Origin of the sequence: Reichenbachiella versicolor, from assembly GCF_003171675.1 — a bacterium.
GTDB classification, from domain to species: domain Bacteria; phylum Bacteroidota; class Bacteroidia; order Cytophagales; family Cyclobacteriaceae; genus Reichenbachiella; species Reichenbachiella versicolor.
The window spans coordinates 322180-340488 of sequence record NZ_QFZQ01000001.1 but is presented as its reverse complement, the minus strand read 5'-3'; the positions used below and the strand labels follow the sequence as shown (position 1 = coordinate 340488).

The following is an 18309-nucleotide window of genomic DNA, read 5'->3' as shown; positions in this document are numbered from 1 at the left end:
CGTGAGCAAAGAATTCAAAGTAGGATTATTTACCGTAATATCAGGAGCCATATTATTCTTTGGTTTCAACTTTCTTAAAGGAAAGGACTTTCTAGACCCTTCAAACAAATATTATGCTATCTATGACCATATAGATGGCCTAAACGTTTCTAACCCTGTTATAATCAACGGGTTTTCGGTTGGACGAGTCAATAACATTAGGATATTACAAAACCAAAACAACAAAATCTTAGTGGAGATAAGTGTGAAGGATGATGTTGTTTTAGGAAAAAGTACAAAAGCACATTTACGAAATTCAGATTTCATGGGAAGTAAAGAAATACTTCTTGAAATCGGTGATATCACTCAACCTCTTGAAAACGGTGATACTCTAGATTCAGAAATTGATAAAGGGCTTGCAGCTGTAATCGAAAGGGCACAACCTCTTACCGATGATATTGGTGTTACCATAAGTCGACTGAACGAAATCCTACTTGGTATGGAAGGTGCGGGTGAAGAGATAGTAGAAACTCTTCAAACACTAAAAACGACATTGAAGAATGCTAATAGCATGATCTATTCAACTAATAAGGGAATGACAAAAACATTAAACAGTACAAATATCTTATTGGCCAATATCAATGATAAAGTAAACAAACTAGATCCTATCCTAACTAATGCTGATTCTACTCTTCAGAAAGTAAATACTTTAGATTTAGAGAAATCATTTAACGAACTCAATAATTCTCTAGGAGAAATAAGTGTGTTGATGGCTGGAATAAATGCTGGAGAAGGAACTATGGGCAAACTAATGAAAGACGACTCCCTTTATAATAGCTTAAATCAAGCTATGATTGATCTTGACATATTGCTAGTGAATTTCAACAGTAATCCTAAACATTTTTTAGCTCCATTGGGTAAATCAAGTAGAAAAATAGAAAAAGATAGAGCTAAACAAGCTCAAAAGGCACAAAAATAAGAAGAGGTTATTAATCTCCTCTTCTTACTCCAGCAATGTCATTGACATCAATCTCTTTTCTTTCTGGGCTACCAATGTATTTTATTTGAGCTAAATCGCTCGCCCTAGCAACAAGCTCCTTATTAGTTTTAATATTAGCCTTAGAAGCATCGGATGCTTTTATATCCACCCTTTTAGCATCCAGTCCGTAACTATCCAAAAAAGAAGCATCATTAACATCTGCCGTTAATTCTAGCAAACTGCCAGATAATTTTATTTTGCTTGCACCTGAGGCTTTTACGGACAACCTATTGACATCTATGTCTGCAATACATTTGGAAGCACCATCAGTAACTATCCTAAAGCTTTCCTGATCATCAACATACAATTGAACAGTACTCAAACCCCGTACGTTGACTTCATCGATATCAGGCATTTTAATATGTATACTTGTCCATTCATCTGACGGGAGCCCTTTAAAAATTGACCATGCATTACTTCTGTCTGATATTCTTAGTTTTCCTGCACTTTCTCTAAGGCTGATATCTGATAAAGATTGATCAGTCCCTCTTACTTCTACAGAAAAATAATCTGACTGAGTTAAATATACTTTATATGCTCCATTCACCTCGACATCAGAGAAGTCTCTAAAATCAAAAGTCACTTTTTCTTTTCGGTCACTAGATTGAATACTTCTTCCTATTGCGGATTCACAACTCAAACACTTCAACCCATTACCGTCAAACATCCAAGTATTACCATCATGAATATCTTCGGAATCGTAACCAAATTTCCAAATCGACTCTCCGAGTAAAGGTTTCATCCCATGAGACAGTACAAACTTTTGTCCTACAGGTATGTAGAGTATTGATCTAACTTTTTGATTTCTAAATGCAGCTTTATCTTCAAACTGATACCTAGAATCAAACATTAACATATCCCCATCTTTTCTAACACCGTATTTTATTTCTTCAGAATGTTCTTTCGCATCTTTCAAGTCTTTACCTAAACTGGTAAATTGATTTTGAAGTAACCATACTGAGTCTCCGTGAGAATACAATCTCACAAATCCACCTTCATTATAAGATTCTCCTACATAATTCACATCGAGTGTAATAACTTCTTTATCAAACTCGAACCTAACCTCTTCGTTTCGGATAGTTTCAGTAGAAAAACTAGAAATCACCATAGGAATTGTAATGACAGAAACTACACCTCCTACTAAAAAAGCAACAATTAACCCCCAAGCTAAAGAAACTGGAAAAACAATTCTTTTAGCAAAAGCAGACAATCCGAGTAATACTAGAAACATGAGCGGAATAAAACCCATAACATATGCCAACAGATAGATCCAAGAGCTTAATGTAAATGGCATTAAATGCAATGGTATATTAGAGTGAAACAGCGTCAGTGTTTCGGAGGGAATCACACCTAGCACTGTAAAAAACAGCATAGTTAAAGTCAATAAACACAACCCTCCAATGATAACCAATATAGCTCCTACCAAAACTCGTGCTATGTCTATTAAAATATGCGAAACTGGTCCGATTAACTTTATTAACGCTTCAAAAATTACTGCAATCAGCCTGAACGGAAAGAGTAATATTTTGGCCAAAGCACTTTCTTCTCCTTCTTCAGTTTTGAGACTCTTTTTAATACTTTCTTGTATATTATTAAGTGTTACGGCCTCCCCTTTCATCTGCATACGCTCGGTTACAGACATTGCTTTAGGAGTAATCATCCACAGCACAATGTAAATAATGAGCCCTGCCCCACTTGCAAATATGAGTACGACAAACAAAACTCGAATGAGCGAAACATCTGCTCTTAAATAGGCAGAAAGACCTCCAGCAACACCTCCAAGTACTTTTGATTTTGGATCTCGATATAGCTTCTTAATTTTTTCGTCCTCTTCAAGCTTGAATGAACCCGGCACAACTATCCACAAAATGACATAAATCAAAAAGGCAAAACCACCGATTGGGTTTAAGACCACATTGAAAAACAATATCACAAACAACAAGCGAACCCAGAGTGCATCTATCCCAAAATAATGACCAATTCCTGAAGCTACTCCTCCTAATATTTTTCGATTACAATTTCGATAGAGTTGTTTTTTTATTGGTTCCTGCGTAGAATCACTATGCTCTTGACTATGAGTTTCATCAGTGGTTTCTTTTTCATCCTGAGACTCGTAAGTATCGCTTTCTGCTTCAAAATCGGAGACAGTCCCCATTTTTTTGATCAAAGCATCGACGTCCTCAGCGGTGATTACTTGTTTACCATCTGCCAATTTGGATAGAAAAATCTCTGCCACACGAGATTCTATATCTTCAATAATTTCCTTACTATCTTCATATCCTGAAAAATAGGAAGATACAGAGTCTAGATATTGTTTTAGTTCAGTGTATCCATCCTCTTCTATATGGAATATTATACCACTGATATTAATACTTATATTCTTTTTCATTTTGAGTTTAGCGTTAGGAGATATTCTTAGAAGTAATCTGTTTTGTAGAGGCTACTAGTTCTGTCCATGTATCATCTAGACTCTTAAGAAACTCGCGACCAGAATCCGTGATGGTATAGTACTTTCTGGGAGGACCCGAAGTAGATTCGACCCATTTATATTCTACTAACTCTGCCTTTCGCAGGCGAGTTAATAGCGGATAAAGCGTACCTTCAACTACCATAATCTTAGCCGAAGTCAACTCTAAAAGCATATCAGAAGCATAAACTTCTCCTCTTGAGATAATTTGCAGAACACAGTATTCTAATATCCCCTTCCTCATCTGTACCTGTGTATTCTCCAGTTTCATATCTGTGATGGTTAACTGAATACCCTACTGATAAACAAAAACACTAGGGCGAAAACAATAAATAATAGTAAAAACATGATGAATAGATTGTTGAGTTTTTATACAATACTAAATTACGTAAAGTACCTTGTTATACATAGTACCTTGTGATAATGTTTCGATATTTGATTAAAATTTTGCTCTTTTTTCAAATTTCATGTCAATAATCGGCTCTAAACCGTCGTTATCGACCTAACTTCTCCTGTATTCGTAAAGTTTTTTTTTAGTGCAATCTGGAATCATTGGATACTCCTTCATTGTTAATAAATTTGATTTAAGTAGAAAAAGCGAATTGAAAAGAGTCCTATTTTTATTGTGTATTTTGAGTTGGATAAAGGTCTATTCACAGTCCAATGCACCTAAATACAGTAATGAATTCCTTGCCATCGGAGTGGATGCAAGATCATTTGGAATGGGCAATGCTTTTACTGCTGTCAGTAACGATGCTAGTTCAGGTTATTGGAATCCTGCTGGACTTAATAAAATACAAAACGATTTCGACCTTGGATTCATGCATGCTGAATACTTTGCAGGAATAGCTAATTACGATTATTTGGGTTTTGCTACAAGAATAGATAGCCTTAGTACCTTTGGAATCACAGCTATTAGATTTGGCATAGATGACATTCCAGACACTCGTTTTTTGTATGACGCAAATGGAGCACTTAACTATGATAATATAAAGTTCTTTTCTGCAGTCGATTATGCTTTCCTCTTTACATATGCCCGAATCTTACCCTACTTTGGAGGAATTGAAATTGGTGGAAATGTAAAAATTATCCACCGTTCAGCTGGTCAATTCGCCAAAGCTTGGGGATATGGTATTGATCTAGGAGCACAAAAATCCATAGGCAACTTGAACATTGGTTTGATGCTAAGAGATATTACTGGTACTTATAATGCCTGGTATCACAACACTGAATTAGTTGCTGACATCTATACTCAAACAGGAAATGAAATACCTGAAAACTCTATAGAAATCACACTTCCCAGAGCGATTCTTGGAGTTAGTTATTATTATTCTTTTAAAAGTATAGTAGGAGTTTTGGTAGCATTCGACCTAGAAAACACTTTTGATGGACCTAGAAATACTATAATCAAAGCAGAATTTGCTTCTATGGACCCTCGATTCGGCCTTGAACTAGATTATCGGCAAAAATTCTATGTTCGTGGAGGGGTAAGTCAATTTCAGAAAATTCAAAATTTTGACCGATCATATAACACAGTCTTTCAACCCAATTTTGGTCTTGGAATTAAACTCCAAATGAAAAAAGAGAATACATTCAAGATTGATTATGCTTTGACTGATCTTGGTAACCAAGCGGAGACTCCATATTCTCATGTCGTTTCACTTAAATTAAGCTTCGATGTTGAGTAAGAAAATAGCTATACTGTTTACTCTTGTTCTTGCAAGTCTATATGGAATATCTCAACACACAAATGATTGGATAGTCAAGAGTCAACCGTATTTAAAAATCTCTATTACTGAAACAGGTATCTACAGAATCAACGCTTCAGAACTAGTAAGTTTCAATTCCAATTTTGTAACTCGACCAGACAAAAACCAATTGTGGCATAAAGGTCAGCAGATACCGATTATTGAAGAAACCAGTGGATCGAATCTCAATTATATTGAATTTTTTGGAGAAGCTATAGATGGAAGGTCTGACACTCCTTTATACGAACAAGAATCTTATCAACCGCATAAGCTTTACAATTTATTTACTGACACCACAGCATATTTCTTAACCAATACTCTTTCCGAAGATGGCATAAGGATGGATTCATATGATGAAAATGCCGGCTCTTTAACAGTAGAACCTTTCTTTTATGAGACCAAAAACTTAATACTCACCTCTGACTACAATGCAGGAGATTTATTAGCAGCTGACGATAGACTGCAACACGCTTATTATAATGATGCTGAAGGCTGGACAGGACCAATTATACAAAGAGGAAATACGGTAACATATAACCTAGATAAAATAAATGATGCTGTAAATACAGCCGGAAACCCTTCACTTACTGTTCAGTTGACAGGACGTAATAATAATCAACATAACGTTTCAGTAAATACTGGATCTAATCTATGGAGTACATTTTCATTCAATGCTAGAGAATATGAAACCACATCAAATAATGTAAGCTGGTCAGATATTAATGGTTCCCAACTTTCAATAAGTGTAACACCCAATGGAGTAGGTGGTGCTGCCGATGTAGTCAGTCTTAGTTACCTGTCTTTGCGTTATCCAAGAGGATACGACCTAAATGGAGAAAACTCTAAAACCATTGAGTTACCAATAGCTGGAAGTGGTACTAAATCTTTAGTGGTCTTAAGAAATGTACCGGTCAACTCATCAAGGTTATTTGATATTACTAATCCTTCCAGTCCCATCGAAGTAGAGTTTGATAATATAGGAAACTTACAAGCTGGTATACGAAATACAAATGTCTCACGAACTCTATTTTGGGAGAGCGCTCCTAAATCAGCAGTCTCAATAGTAGCAGTTGATTTTAATTCAATAAGACATTCTATTGACCCTACTAGCGACTACATTATCATCACAGCTCCTGAACTAAGAACACTTTACCAAGGGCAAGACCAAATCGACGCTTATGAAAATTATCGCGGATCTAGTGCTGGTGGTGATTTCAATGTTCAAACAGTACATTTTAAAGATGTTGTTAATCAATTCAACTATGGTGAAACCTCACCACTTGCCATTCGAAATTTTTTAAAGTACATGTATGAAACGGATAAAGTCAAACACCTATTTTTTATAGGGAAAGGGCTAGAGCCTCAATACAATTATTATCGCCAATCTTCCCCTAGCTATACTCAATATGTACCAACCTTTGGAACTCCTGGGAGTGACGGTTTGTTTTCGGCTGGATTTGATGGAGGATCGAGTTACGAAACCTTTGCTACAGGTAGACTTAATGCGACACTACCAGTCCATATCCATGATTATTTGAACAAAGTAATTTATCAAGAATCAAAAGGATTTTATAACCTCAGACAAAAACACATTATCCATCTTAGTGGAGGAAATAGTGAACGAGAACTAGCTCTATTTAAATCTTATATAGACAATTACGCTAACAAGGCTGCAAAACCTTATATAGGGGCATCTTCATCTCAAATCAACAAGAACAATTTTGATGCTGTCGAATTCATTAATATTTCAGATGAAATAAATAAAGGAGCTGGTTTAGTTACCTTCTTTGGTCACTCCGGAGGAGAATTCACAGACATAGAAATTGGGGATGTCTCTGACCCAGCCAACGGATACGACAATGATATTTATCCTGTTTTCTTAGTAAATGGGTGCAATGCGGGTGAATTCTACGATTCAAACGAAAACTCTTTTGGTCATGATTGGACAATCACTCCAGATAAAGGGGCTGTTGGTTTTATAGCATTAAGCAACTTTGGATTATCTGGGGATTTAAACCGTCATTCAAATCTTTTCTATGATATTGGCTACAACGAACTTGAATGGGTAACTAAATCTCTCGGTGAAGTTAAACTTGAAGCAAGTAAAAGATTTATCAATCAATTTGGAACATCTGAAAACAGAAGACTACAAGCAGAATCACTTAACATTTTAGGTGATCCTGCTGTCAAACTATTTGGTGCAGACAAACCAGATTTTAGTATTCAGGAATCATTAATATGGTTAGACACCTACGATGGAGAACCGATCAAAGCTGAAACAGACTCCTTTTATATAGATATTGATTTAAAGAATTTTGGTATTGATGTTTCAGATGATACACAACTTGAAATCACAATTCTTAGAACCTTACTCAACGGACAAGTTGTTACATATGGACCAAATTCTTTTACTCCTACCTTAAATACCGACACAGTTAGAATAAAAATTGATAATGAAATAGAAAACATAGAAGGTGTAAACTCCTTTAGAATATTAGTAGATCCAAATAACAAAATTGATGAACTAGATAAGACTAATAATGAAGTATCGTTTAACTATCTATTCACCGACGGGGCTACACTCAATATTCTACCATTTAACTATAGTCAAGTTAACAATAGTGAAGTCAATTTCTTTTTCCAGAACACTAATATTCAATCAGGAAGTAAATCATATACTTTTGAACTGGATACTACATCTGATTTTAGCAGCTCCTATCGAATACTCCAAACCATTGACGCTAGCTCTGTAGGTCATATTAATTTAAATTTAATTTCAAAAGGTTCGATTCCAAATGGCACTGTCTTCTATTGGAGAACAAAACTCAGTGCCCCTAATGAAAATGAAAATTCAGAATGGATTAATAGTTCATTCACATATAACACCGATTTCGATGAAGGTTGGAATCAGACTTCTCACGATCAATTCAAAGAACTCAATTTAGAAGGAGTAGAAATCAATGAAGATGGAATTTGGGAATTTTTAAGTACCACCATGAACATTGATATTCAAAATCATGGATCCGCCTCATTAAACAACCCAAATGAAACCAAAGTCTATCTAAATGGCCAAGACTATTATTCTACACTCTTTGGAAATTTAGCTTGTAGTAACAATAGACTCTACCTTTTAGCTTTCAAGAAAGAAACAAATCAACCATTTTACCCTACAAATTTAAACCTAAGTTGGTGTGGTCGATACCCAGGACTATTGGTTAGATATACTGAAAGTGGATTGAAAGATGTGAATAATGGAGTACAAGCTTATATCAATGAGTTGGAAGATGGAGACAAACTGCTAGTCTTCTCAACAGGACAGCTTAATTACACAAACGCAACCAACTGGACTCCAGAGGTTCTAAATGCATTTGAAGACATTGGACTGAGTTCCAACACTTGGAATTATATAACAGATGACCGTCCTTTAATTATTCTAGGAATGAAAGGACGACCGACAGGTACTGCACAAATAATTTCTGGAGCTAATAATGCAGCTAGTTTAAGAATGCAAGAAGGATTAGTTGGCAGCTCAATAGAAAGCGGTAAAGCTACTTCTAATATCATAGGTCCAGCTATGGCATGGCAGGAAGCTACTTTTGACATTATGAACTCTAGAAACGCTTCTGATGACACCTGGGAAATAACTGTTACTGGAATTAGTCAAACAGGTGCAGAAACGGAGATTACTAGCGCTTCATCTGGAAACTCTATTGATCTTAGTTCATATTCAACGACAGACTACCCTTTCCTTAGACTCAACCTTGAAGTAACAGATCCAGTTCAATTTTCCCCACCTCAGTTATTGGATTGGTCGGTAAACTTTGTTACACCACCAGAAGGTGTACTGATAAAAAATGATCAAAGTGATTTAGAAGAAACTAATTACATCCAAGCTGGTCAGCCATTAAAAAGTTCTTTTACATTCTGGAATATTTCCAACAAGAACATAGAAACACCTATAAGAGTAAGACACGATCTACAAAGTACTGAAAGTGGCAGTTTACTATTGGATTCTATGGAAATACAAGCACTGGAAGCTGGAGATTCAATAAACTTTGATGTCACTTTACAATCATCCAACTTCTTGGGTGAAAGTGATCTGATTGTTAATGCTAATTCAACAGGTAAAGAATTAATTCTCTTCAATAATCTAGCACGATTCTCAAAGTTCATTAACATCGAAGCAGATAAACAAAATCCGCTAGTAGATGTATTATTTGATGGAGTATATATCATGGATGGAGATATTGTATCACCAGTACCTTCCATTAATATAAAGATAAAAGATGATGGATCTTTCATATATAAGGAGGATACTATTGGGCTTAATATCTACATGAAAAAAATATGCTTAGCGGAAGAAATTGAAGAATGTGATAATGAATATCAACGAATTCCGTTCAGTAGCCAGAATATCACATGGAAACCTGCAACAGTAGAATCTCCTTTCGAAATAGATTATAAACCGACAAGACTTGAAGACGGATTGTATTCACTAAAAATTGAAGCTGTGGATGGATCTGGAAACAGCACTGGTTTTCAACCATACGAAATCTCCTTTGAGGTAATTAATGAATCCACAATTACGAACTTTTACCCATACCCAAACCCCTTCTCTACTAGCACTAGATTTGTATTTACTCTTACTGGTATGGAAATACCAGAGGATATTAAAATTCAAATTCTTACTATATCCGGACGCGTAGTTCGAGAAATATTTATGAATGAACTTGGTTACATTCATATCGGAAACAACAAAACTGAATATGCTTGGGACGGCAAAGACAATTTTGGAGATCAACTAGCTAATGGCGTCTATTTATACAGAGTGCTTATTAAAAATCCTGGAGAAGACTTTAAACACCGAAACACCGCAGGGGATAAAGCATTTAAGAATGGTTTTGGGAAGATGTATATTTTAAGATAAAACCTACTTGTATACTATTCTTAAGAGTGCACTAAAAAAGATCTATCATGCAGTAATGGCATGATTCCAGTTTAAGAAAAACTATTGTCCAGCTAATACTATACAACCTCTCAGAAAAATAATTTTATCCGACTTATTTATTCCAACGCTAAAGTCAGTAGTGATAGTTTAAAGAGATTGTAAGAACTCAAGTGTATCTACTCCGTCAGCATATTCATTCACTGCAGGGCACTGTGTATGTCCATAAGGTATAAATCCTTCTCCAACTACACACTGAACCTTTTCTTTTCTCTCTTCTAAAATTTTTTTTAAGCTCTCCTCACTTTCGTAATGTTCAAAATATAGAACAGAGATGGGTGACACCATATCCTCTGATGCTCTTATCAAAAGAAACCCATTATCAAAATGCTTTTCTCGGTTAACAAGATAAATTGATTTATTATAGTCATAATTATTTCGATACTTATGATGATCACCTACATACTCAAAATCTTGAATAGCTTCAAAAAAGTCGTCGAATACATATCCTTTAGGAACGAATAACTTAGAAATATTTCTACACCCTAAACCATAATATTGAAAAACGTCTTTGCCTAATAAATGCAACTGATCTTTCGTTTCAGAACCTGTTAACACTGCGACCGAACTTCTATTGGCTCTGATAATATGAGGCTTATTCTTAAAATAATATTGAAAGTATCTAGCTGAATTATCACTACCTGTAGCTATGAAAGCATCTGCATCATTCAATCGTTCTACTATATTAAATAATTCTTCAAAACTTGTGTCAATGACAATTAGTTCCTGACGTATAAATTGCATTAATACTTGATCTTCAGAGCTGGGTTTTAGCAATAACCTATGACCTGCTATTAAAACCGAAAGTACATCATGAAAACCGACTAAAGGAATATTTCCTGCTGCTATGACACCTACTTTTTTATTAGACGTCGTGTTCAACTCATAATCATTTACCCATTGAATCAGCTTAATTTCATCCAAAAACACTGTAATACCTTCAATGGCTTGAATTACACTTTCTCGAGTAAACCAACTATTACCGTTTTGAGCAGCTACGCATAAGTTCTCTAATTGGTCTTCTCTAAGACTTTTTAACTTCTCTCCTAGTGTAGAAAAACACTTTATTCGCTCCGAAAGCAACATATTTAAATTGATTCAGTATTGAGTAACTAATGTTACAATTTGTTTGGCAGGCAAAATTAATCCTTATTTTTGCAGACTTAATTTTTAGGACAACTAAAGTAAAACTAACATGGCAATTATTATCACAGACGAATGCATCAACTGCGGAGCTTGTGAGCCAGAATGCCCTAACACCGCGATATATGAAGGTGGTGTTGAATGGGATTGGGCTGAAGGAACAAGTCTTACCGAAGTGGAGCTAGAAGATGGTACTCAGGTTGACGCAAAAGAATCGCAAGAACCTGTATCTGATGATTTATACTATATCGTTCCAGGTAAATGTACAGAGTGCAATGGCTTTCATGAAGAACCACAATGTGCGGCAGTTTGTCCAGTAGATTGTTGTGTTGATGATCCCGACTACGAAGAGACCGAAGAAGAGCTAATAGCTAAAAAAGCTTGGCTTCATAATGAATAGTAGACTGACAGCAAAAAAATAGCCATTTTGAAAATTCAAAATGGCTATTTTTTTGTTCTACCTAACCTAATCAAACTTAATAAGAAGCGGGTTGGAATCCATAGTCCACCTATGAGCATGAGATAGACCCAGCCCAGTACCTCGAAATTTTGCAAAAGCACAAATATTTCAAGGGTACATATACTACCGTATACTCCAATATTTAAACTTTGTTCGACAAGTTAAGGAGAAACTAAAAGGAGCTAGCTTATACCAACTCCAATTATATTTTTCTTATCCTACGTGTTTCTTAACTACCTCTACCAAATCCTCTGCAGTAAATGGCTTTACGATATAATCTGACGCACCTAGCTCTATACCTTCGTTGATCACAGATTGCTGCCCTACAGCACTAACCATGACGACTTTAGCCTCAAGACCTTCATCCATCAAAACTTTCAAAATATCAGTACCAATCATATCAGGAAGGATATTATCCAAAGTAATTAAATCTGGTTTCAATTCCATTGCCAAATCAATAGCAGATTCGCCATTTGGAGCCTCTCCAGCTATCTCAAATCCTTCCTTGATCAAAGCATCTTTAATCAAAGTACGCATGTACATAGAGTCGTCAACTACTAATACTCTCTTGCTCATATTGATAAATATTTAGTTATTTCTTTTTATAAATTCTGGTTTTCACATCAAATGCGTCAAAAATCTCTTTCCCAGCATCTGGCATTATATCATAGTACCCAATGACTAATGTCCCTCCTGGCTTCAAGCATTCATGAAACATCTTTAATACTTGTACTTTCAAATTTTCATCGAAATATATCATTACATTTCGACAAAAGATAATATCAAATCTCTCATGCATTTCATCATGAACCAAATTATGATTCAAAAAGCGAACATGCTTGCGATAAGTATCTTTGATAACAGCAAATTTATCACTGAAATCAAAAAAATTCTCCATTTTCTTGTTCGGATAAAACGACAAGAACGGTTTCATATATTGTTTTAAAATTAAAAGAGAATATTCTCCTTTAATTGCAGTTGCTAGAGCGGTAGAACTTAAATCTGTAGCAAGTTGTTCCACCTTGTGCAATAATCTTTTCTCTTCGAGGACGATTCCCATAGTATATACTTCCTCTCCTGTAGAACAGCCTGCGTGCCATATTTTAAGGGAAGATTTACTTCTAAATTCGGGAAGAATCTTATCTCGAATCATAATCCAAGCATCTGGATTACGAAAAAGCTCCGTCAAATTCACTAACAAGTCATCTATACTATCAAGAAAGAACTGTTTGTCACGAATAATTCGCGACCAAAGCTCAAGCATGGACTCCATCTTGTGTTTCATCATTAGCCGGACGATACTTCGTTTAAACGACTTCTTTTCATAATTCGAAAAGTCAAGATCGTAACGATTTTTCATCGCCTGAACTAACGAGTTCAACTCTTCATCTGATATTCTTTCGATCACTTGGTAGTTAGTTGGTTATAATTCTACTAAATCTCTAGATTTTTCACTCTCTGAGAAATTTTTTATTAAATCAATTATTCTTTCTTGAAACGCCCAAATAAACTCAACAAAAACATTGAGTTCTGGAACGTGCATAATCCCTCTAAGAGCATTTGGAGCTTCCGCTTCGTTGGCTTCTTTAGTTATTATAGCGTTAGCCTCTCCTGCATTAACTACATTTAGTGCCGGAACATTTCCGTACATTTCAAGCTCTAAATAATTCGCCAACTCGGTAATGACTGCACCTGCCACCATATTGTCTAGTTCAGTCATGAACTCCATTTTCATCATCCGACTGTGTGAATTATTCTGCTCAAGTACTTCAGCTGGAAGACATTTTTGTTGGATCTTAGTCACATCATCTTCAGTAAAAACTAAATGACAAAATCCTTTTAAATCACCTACCAAATCCGTACGAAGCAAATGACACTTAGAATCCCCTTTGTTGGTAAATAAAGTAATACCATTCTCCTGAGATAAATCCATTTCTATTTGCTTAATCACAACAGGGGACTGTACTACCATCTCTAAAGCTAAAGACCCTTTGGCCAATCCATACTTGATGAGTCTATCAGCTACTTGCGCTTCTTTTTCAGTCCATTTACTTAACATCCTCTATCTTATCTGTTTAGTATTTTATCCAATTTATTCCGCTATAGCTTTGGTTTTATATAGCATATCTATCAAAGCTACAATATCTATGATCGGGCATACATTACCATTTCCTAAAATAGTAGTGCCACTTATCATTTTTACTTTATCTAAAGGCTTAACTAAAGACTTTTCGATTATTTCTCTTTGGAGTAATAATCTATCGACTACCACTCCCATTTCTTTACCCATGTAAGATATTACAATAACATCCAATTCCGTAGAATCTTCTAAAGCTTCAAAAGTCTTATGAAGAGCTCCATCCTTCTTTAGCTCAGATAGTTTCTTCGCATTGATAATATCTTTAAGGAAAACGATTGAAATTGTATTATCGAGATAATTAATCATCAATCCATCGCTAATCTTATGAATTTCTTCAATATTAACTGAAATGACCGCTTTAGTATAAGACAATGGAATGGCGTATTCCTGAGTACCAATCTCAAATAGTAGAGCACCTTTCAATGCCAATGACGAAGGCAAATGGAGAGAAACTGTAGACCCATGTCCTACAACCGTATCAAGACTAATGTGACCTCCTATTGACTCAGTAGCTCTCTTAACCACATCCATTCCGACACCTCGTCCAGATATTTCTGTAACCTTCTCCGCATTTGAAAATCCTGGCTCGAAAATTTTCATTATTATATCGTCGTCACTCATGGCGTCAGCAGCAGCCTTTGTCATCATATCTCTTTTGACAACCCTATATCTTATAGCTTCTGCATCTATTCCATTACCATCGTCGGATACGTCTATTACGACATTATCTTTTTCATATCGTGCATTTAAAGTAATCGTACCAACATCACTTTTATTGCGTTCAGCTCTTACTGATGCTGGCTCTATTCCATGACTCACTGCGTTACGCACTAAGTGAATCAACGAATCACTCATGATTTTCAAAATATTTCTATCAATCTCAACATCTGTGCCTTTGATCTCAAGATTTACTTTTTTCTTTTCAATAGCTCCAACGTCACGAACAATTCTGTGGAACTTATTAAATAAAAATCCCACTTGAACCATTCTTGCATTCATTACAGCGTATTGAAGGTCCGAACTTATTCTTTGAAGTCTTTCAAACTGAGATGTACCAGTTCCAGCTTCTGTATTGACACTAATTAATCTATCTCTTTCAATAATAAGCTGACCTACAAGATTCATCAGCTCATCCATTTTCTTAATTGGTATCTGAATTACTTCAGTAAAAGTAATACTTGGTTGAGAGGCACTTTCATCCACTTCGTCCTCCTCCTCTTCAATCATCTCCTCGGTTAACTCTGCTTGATTGATCTCAGAAGTAGATTTCTCAGCATCAGCTGAATCTCCAGTACCATCACCATCCCCTGCACCCGATTCTAGAGCATTTTTCAATAGAATCTTCAGCTTAGTATTTATTCCTAAGAAACTAACTTTTTCGCCAGTCTCTAAAGCCTGAATCAACGCTCCAAGTTTATCATTAGCCTTGAATAAGTTATCAAAAAGCTCTTGATTCAGTGATATTTCACCATTTTTTACTGCTCCCATGACATCTTCCATGACATGAGCCAGTTTAGCTACAGGATCAACTCCGATCCCCATAGCATTTCCTTTCAGTGTATGAGTAATTCTAAAAATAGAATTAATCGCATCCTGATTCTTATGATTTTTTTCTAGCTCTGTAAACAGGTTATTAAGCTGCTCAAAATTCTCGAGAGCTTCCTGACGAAAGAGTTCAATATATTCTGATTCTTTGGACATCTTCTTTTACAAACTATTTACTAAAAATCCTCCAATTTCATCTATATCAATCGACCGTTCGACAGCTTCAAATGCAACTGCCGCCTTAGGCATCCCATAAATTACACATGTTTTTTGACTTTGTGCAATTGTATAACCTCCCTTATCACGAATCGCCTTCATACCTAGCATTCCATCTTTACCCATTCCTGTTAAAATTACACCAATAGTACGCCCCCCTACAACTTCTGCTGCAGATAGCATCAACGCATTGATCGAAGGTTTGTCATACTCTCTATACACTTCATCAGTAAAACCTATTTTAACATCTCCCAAACTGGTTTTCTCCAATATCATATTGGTATTCCCTGGAGCTACAATTACTTGTCCCGCCTTTGGCTTAACATTAGCTCTTCCTTCCATTACTTTTAGTGGTGTCATTCCGTCTAGTCTTTTAACAAAAGAACCAATAAAGTTTGAAGGCATATGCTGAACGATTATAACAGGAACTACAAGATTTCCTGGCAATGAGTTGATAACCTTTTCAATCGCTGATGGTCCACCTGTAGATGCACCGATTACAATCATATCGTAATTCTTCTCAGCGCTGAAGGTGTGTGTATTAGTATTTATTCTAGTATCAATGGTACTAGATACTTCAAAATTTGCCCTACTAACACTTTGTATCTTATGAAGCAGTTCTTGTTCAATCAATCGAAGTTTAGAACTACCTCTTTGCGGTTTATTTAAATAATCTACTGCACCTAAATCAAGTGCTTCGAAAATTGGTTGTAGATCGGTATTCCCTAATGCACTCAAAATCAATATAGGCAGTGGGCATTCTTCCATTATACGCTCTACTGCGTACAATCCACTGTAGTCACCCATATTCATGTCCAAAAGAAGAACATCAGGCTTAGTTTTCTTAACCTGCTCTACCGCATCCTTTCCGTCTACAGCTGTCCCGACAACCTCTATCACCTGACTTTCAGCAAGAATATCTGAAATCAGCAAACGCATGAAGCCAGAATCGTCAGCTATGAGAACTTTAATTTTTTGCAATGCCTTTACTTATTTTAATTGAGCGATAGTTTGAGACATTACTTTTACATCATTGTCTTCTATAAGTTCCTTGATATCGAGATATATAACCATTCCTATATCGGTTTTGATTAACCCCTTAATATAAGTTTCATCTAATGCTGTATGACCTAATAGACCGGCTGAACTTACCATATTATCTCCACTTACTTTTAAGGTAGTAGGAACTTCATTCACTATTATAGCCGCATTAAAAATGGAACCTTTAATAACTACGGTATAAACACCCTCTTTATTGGCCAAAACAGCAGAGTCTTCTTTTTCTGTCTTGTATTTGAATTTATAATCAAGGTCAATAATGACCATAATAACACCGCGGATATTTGCTACTCCTTTGATAAACAATGGAGCATGAGGAATTTTTGCTATCTGTGGTATTGGAACTACTTCTTTAATTGCATCAATGTCAATAGCATATCGTTCATCTCCAATTGTAAATGTTACAAGCTGTAGTTCTTTACCCTTATAACTTAATATTTCATCATCAAACTTAGCCTGAAGACGTTGTCTTTCTTGGTATTCTTTTTCAGTAATGTATTCACCACTGCTTATTTGCTTTCTAATTTGAGCTCCCTCATCTATTACCTGCTTCTCAGCATCGGAGACTTCTAAACTCTGAACTACTTTTTCCTCTATTTGCTCAGCTATTTCCTGAGTAGCTTCAGGTGTTTTCTTTTTAAGCGTAGTCTTTTTCTTAGTTACAGCCTTGGTAGCCTTCACCTTCTTTCCTGAAGGAATTAGCGTATCCTTTTTAAGGTTCTTTCCTATTGGCATGTCCTTATTTTTTCTTGTTCAATGAAAGAATTTCTTTAGCAAATGCAGTATAATCAGCTGCACTATTTGACGATGGAGAATAACTCAAAACACTCTCACCAAAAGAAGGCGCTTCACTTATTCTCACATTAGTACGGATACGAGACTTAAATATGTTCACTTCATAATTCTGTGATATGTGATCATGAACTTCTTTACTTAATTTTCTTCTATTATCTACCATTACTGGTAATAAGCCTTCAATTTGAAGATCTGGATTTAATACGTCTTTTATCTTGCCAACAGTAGATATAATTTGATCTAGTCCTTGAAGGCTAAGCACTTCCATTTGCAATGGAACAATTACTTTATTAGAAGCTGTTAGCGCGTTGACTGTTAATAAAGATAATGAGGGAGGACAGTCAATAATTACATAATCATAACCTTCAATCTGACCTAAGGCAGTTTTTAGTAGACTTTCTCGATTATCCATACTAGCAATATTAATTTCCAAATCTGCCAGATTCATATCCGATGGAATTACATCAACCCCTTCTCTACTCATAGCTACATCCTCCAAAAGGCACTCTCCAAGCATCCAATCTCCTACACTCAATTCTATTTCACCACAACCTAACCAGTAGCTAAGATTTCCTTGGGGATCCAAATCTATTAACAAAACCTTTTTTCTTTTCTTGGCAATTGCACAACTCAAATTCACCGCTGTAGTTGTTTTACCAGTTCCTCCTTTTTGGTTAATGATTGTATAAATGGTCGTATTAGGCATATCTCAA

14 protein-coding genes are annotated in these 18309 nt (G+C 35.7%); 4 read left to right on the top strand and 10 right to left on the bottom strand.

From position 1 onward, the window contains the following. The first annotated feature begins 1 nt into the window (after window position 1). Complete coding sequence (locus DKG80_RS01480) at window positions 2–958, top strand: MlaD family protein (protein WP_162555615.1); 957 nt, start codon at window positions 2–4, stop codon at window positions 956–958. Between the two features lie 10 nt (window positions 959–968). Here DKG80_RS01480 and DKG80_RS01475 read toward each other — a convergent pair whose 3' ends face one another. Both DKG80_RS01475 and DKG80_RS01470 read right to left on the bottom strand, forming a co-directional pair. Continuing rightward, window positions 969–3407, bottom strand: coding sequence for a PspC domain-containing protein (locus tag DKG80_RS01475; RefSeq protein ID WP_109829510.1), 2439 nt, complete (start codon window positions 3405–3407; stop codon window positions 969–971). Between the two features lie 13 nt (window positions 3408–3420). Next, window positions 3421–3756: a PadR family transcriptional regulator gene (locus tag DKG80_RS01470; RefSeq protein ID WP_109829509.1), complete on the bottom strand. Its 336-nt coding sequence runs from the start codon at window positions 3754–3756 to the stop codon at window positions 3421–3423. Between the two features lie 331 nt (window positions 3757–4087). Here DKG80_RS01470 and DKG80_RS01465 point away from each other — a divergent pair, with 331 nt between their 5' ends. Both DKG80_RS01465 and porU2 read left to right on the top strand, forming a co-directional pair. After that, entirely contained in the window at window positions 4088–5173 is a 1086-nt protein-coding gene (locus tag DKG80_RS01465; RefSeq protein ID WP_109830182.1) for a putative type IX sorting system protein PorV2, read from the top strand. Next, window positions 5163–10160, top strand: a complete 4998-nt coding sequence (gene porU2 / locus DKG80_RS01460) for a putative type IX secretion system sortase PorU2 (protein ID WP_109829508.1) — start codon at window positions 5163–5165, stop codon at window positions 10158–10160. The genes DKG80_RS01465 and porU2 overlap by 11 nt, the downstream gene beginning before the upstream one ends. Before the next feature lie 168 nt (window positions 10161–10328). Here the strand turns inward: porU2 and DKG80_RS01455 are convergent, their stop codons facing one another. Next, window positions 10329–11324 (bottom strand): acyl-CoA reductase, encoded by a 996-nt coding sequence (locus DKG80_RS01455; protein ID WP_109829507.1) that lies wholly within the window; start codon window positions 11322–11324, stop codon window positions 10329–10331. A gap of 109 nt (window positions 11325–11433) precedes the next feature. Here DKG80_RS01455 and DKG80_RS01450 point away from each other — a divergent pair, with 109 nt between their 5' ends. Beyond that, window positions 11434–11781: a 4Fe-4S dicluster domain-containing protein gene (locus tag DKG80_RS01450; RefSeq protein WP_109829506.1), complete on the top strand. Its 348-nt coding sequence runs from the start codon at window positions 11434–11436 to the stop codon at window positions 11779–11781. Between the two features lie 273 nt (window positions 11782–12054). Here DKG80_RS01450 and DKG80_RS01445 read toward each other — a convergent pair whose 3' ends face one another. Genes DKG80_RS01445 through DKG80_RS01415 form a run of 7 tightly spaced genes read right to left on the bottom strand, consistent with a single transcriptional unit; the run spans window position 12055 to window position 18302 of the window. Continuing rightward, window positions 12055–12417 carry a response regulator gene (locus DKG80_RS01445; RefSeq protein WP_109829505.1) on the bottom strand — a complete coding sequence of 121 codons (363 nt, stop codon included), beginning with the start codon at window positions 12415–12417 and terminating at the stop codon, window positions 12055–12057. Window positions 12418–12433: 16 nt separating this feature from the next. Then, on the bottom strand, window positions 12434–13249 hold the full coding sequence (locus tag DKG80_RS01440; RefSeq protein WP_109829504.1) for a CheR family methyltransferase: 816 nt from the start codon (window positions 13247–13249) through the stop codon (window positions 12434–12436). Between the two features lie 15 nt (window positions 13250–13264). Then, complete coding sequence (locus DKG80_RS01435) at window positions 13265–13900, bottom strand: hypothetical protein (protein ID WP_109829503.1); 636 nt, start codon at window positions 13898–13900, stop codon at window positions 13265–13267. Between the two features lie 33 nt (window positions 13901–13933). Beyond that, window positions 13934–15682 carry a chemotaxis protein CheA gene (locus DKG80_RS01430; RefSeq protein WP_109829502.1) on the bottom strand — a complete coding sequence of 583 codons (1749 nt, stop codon included), beginning with the start codon at window positions 15680–15682 and terminating at the stop codon, window positions 13934–13936. 6 nt (window positions 15683–15688) lie between these two features. Next, window positions 15689–16723 (bottom strand): chemotaxis-specific protein-glutamate methyltransferase CheB, encoded by a 1035-nt coding sequence (gene cheB, locus DKG80_RS01425; RefSeq protein WP_162555614.1) that lies wholly within the window; start codon window positions 16721–16723, stop codon window positions 15689–15691. Window positions 16724–16732: 9 nt separating this feature from the next. Further along, entirely contained in the window at window positions 16733–17536 is an 804-nt protein-coding gene (locus DKG80_RS01420; protein ID WP_109829500.1) for a chemotaxis protein CheW, read from the bottom strand. Window positions 17537–17540: 4 nt separating this feature from the next. Further along, complete coding sequence (locus DKG80_RS01415; protein WP_109829499.1) at window positions 17541–18302, bottom strand: ParA family protein; 762 nt, start codon at window positions 18300–18302, stop codon at window positions 17541–17543. Between the last annotated feature and the right edge of the window lie 7 nt (window positions 18303–18309).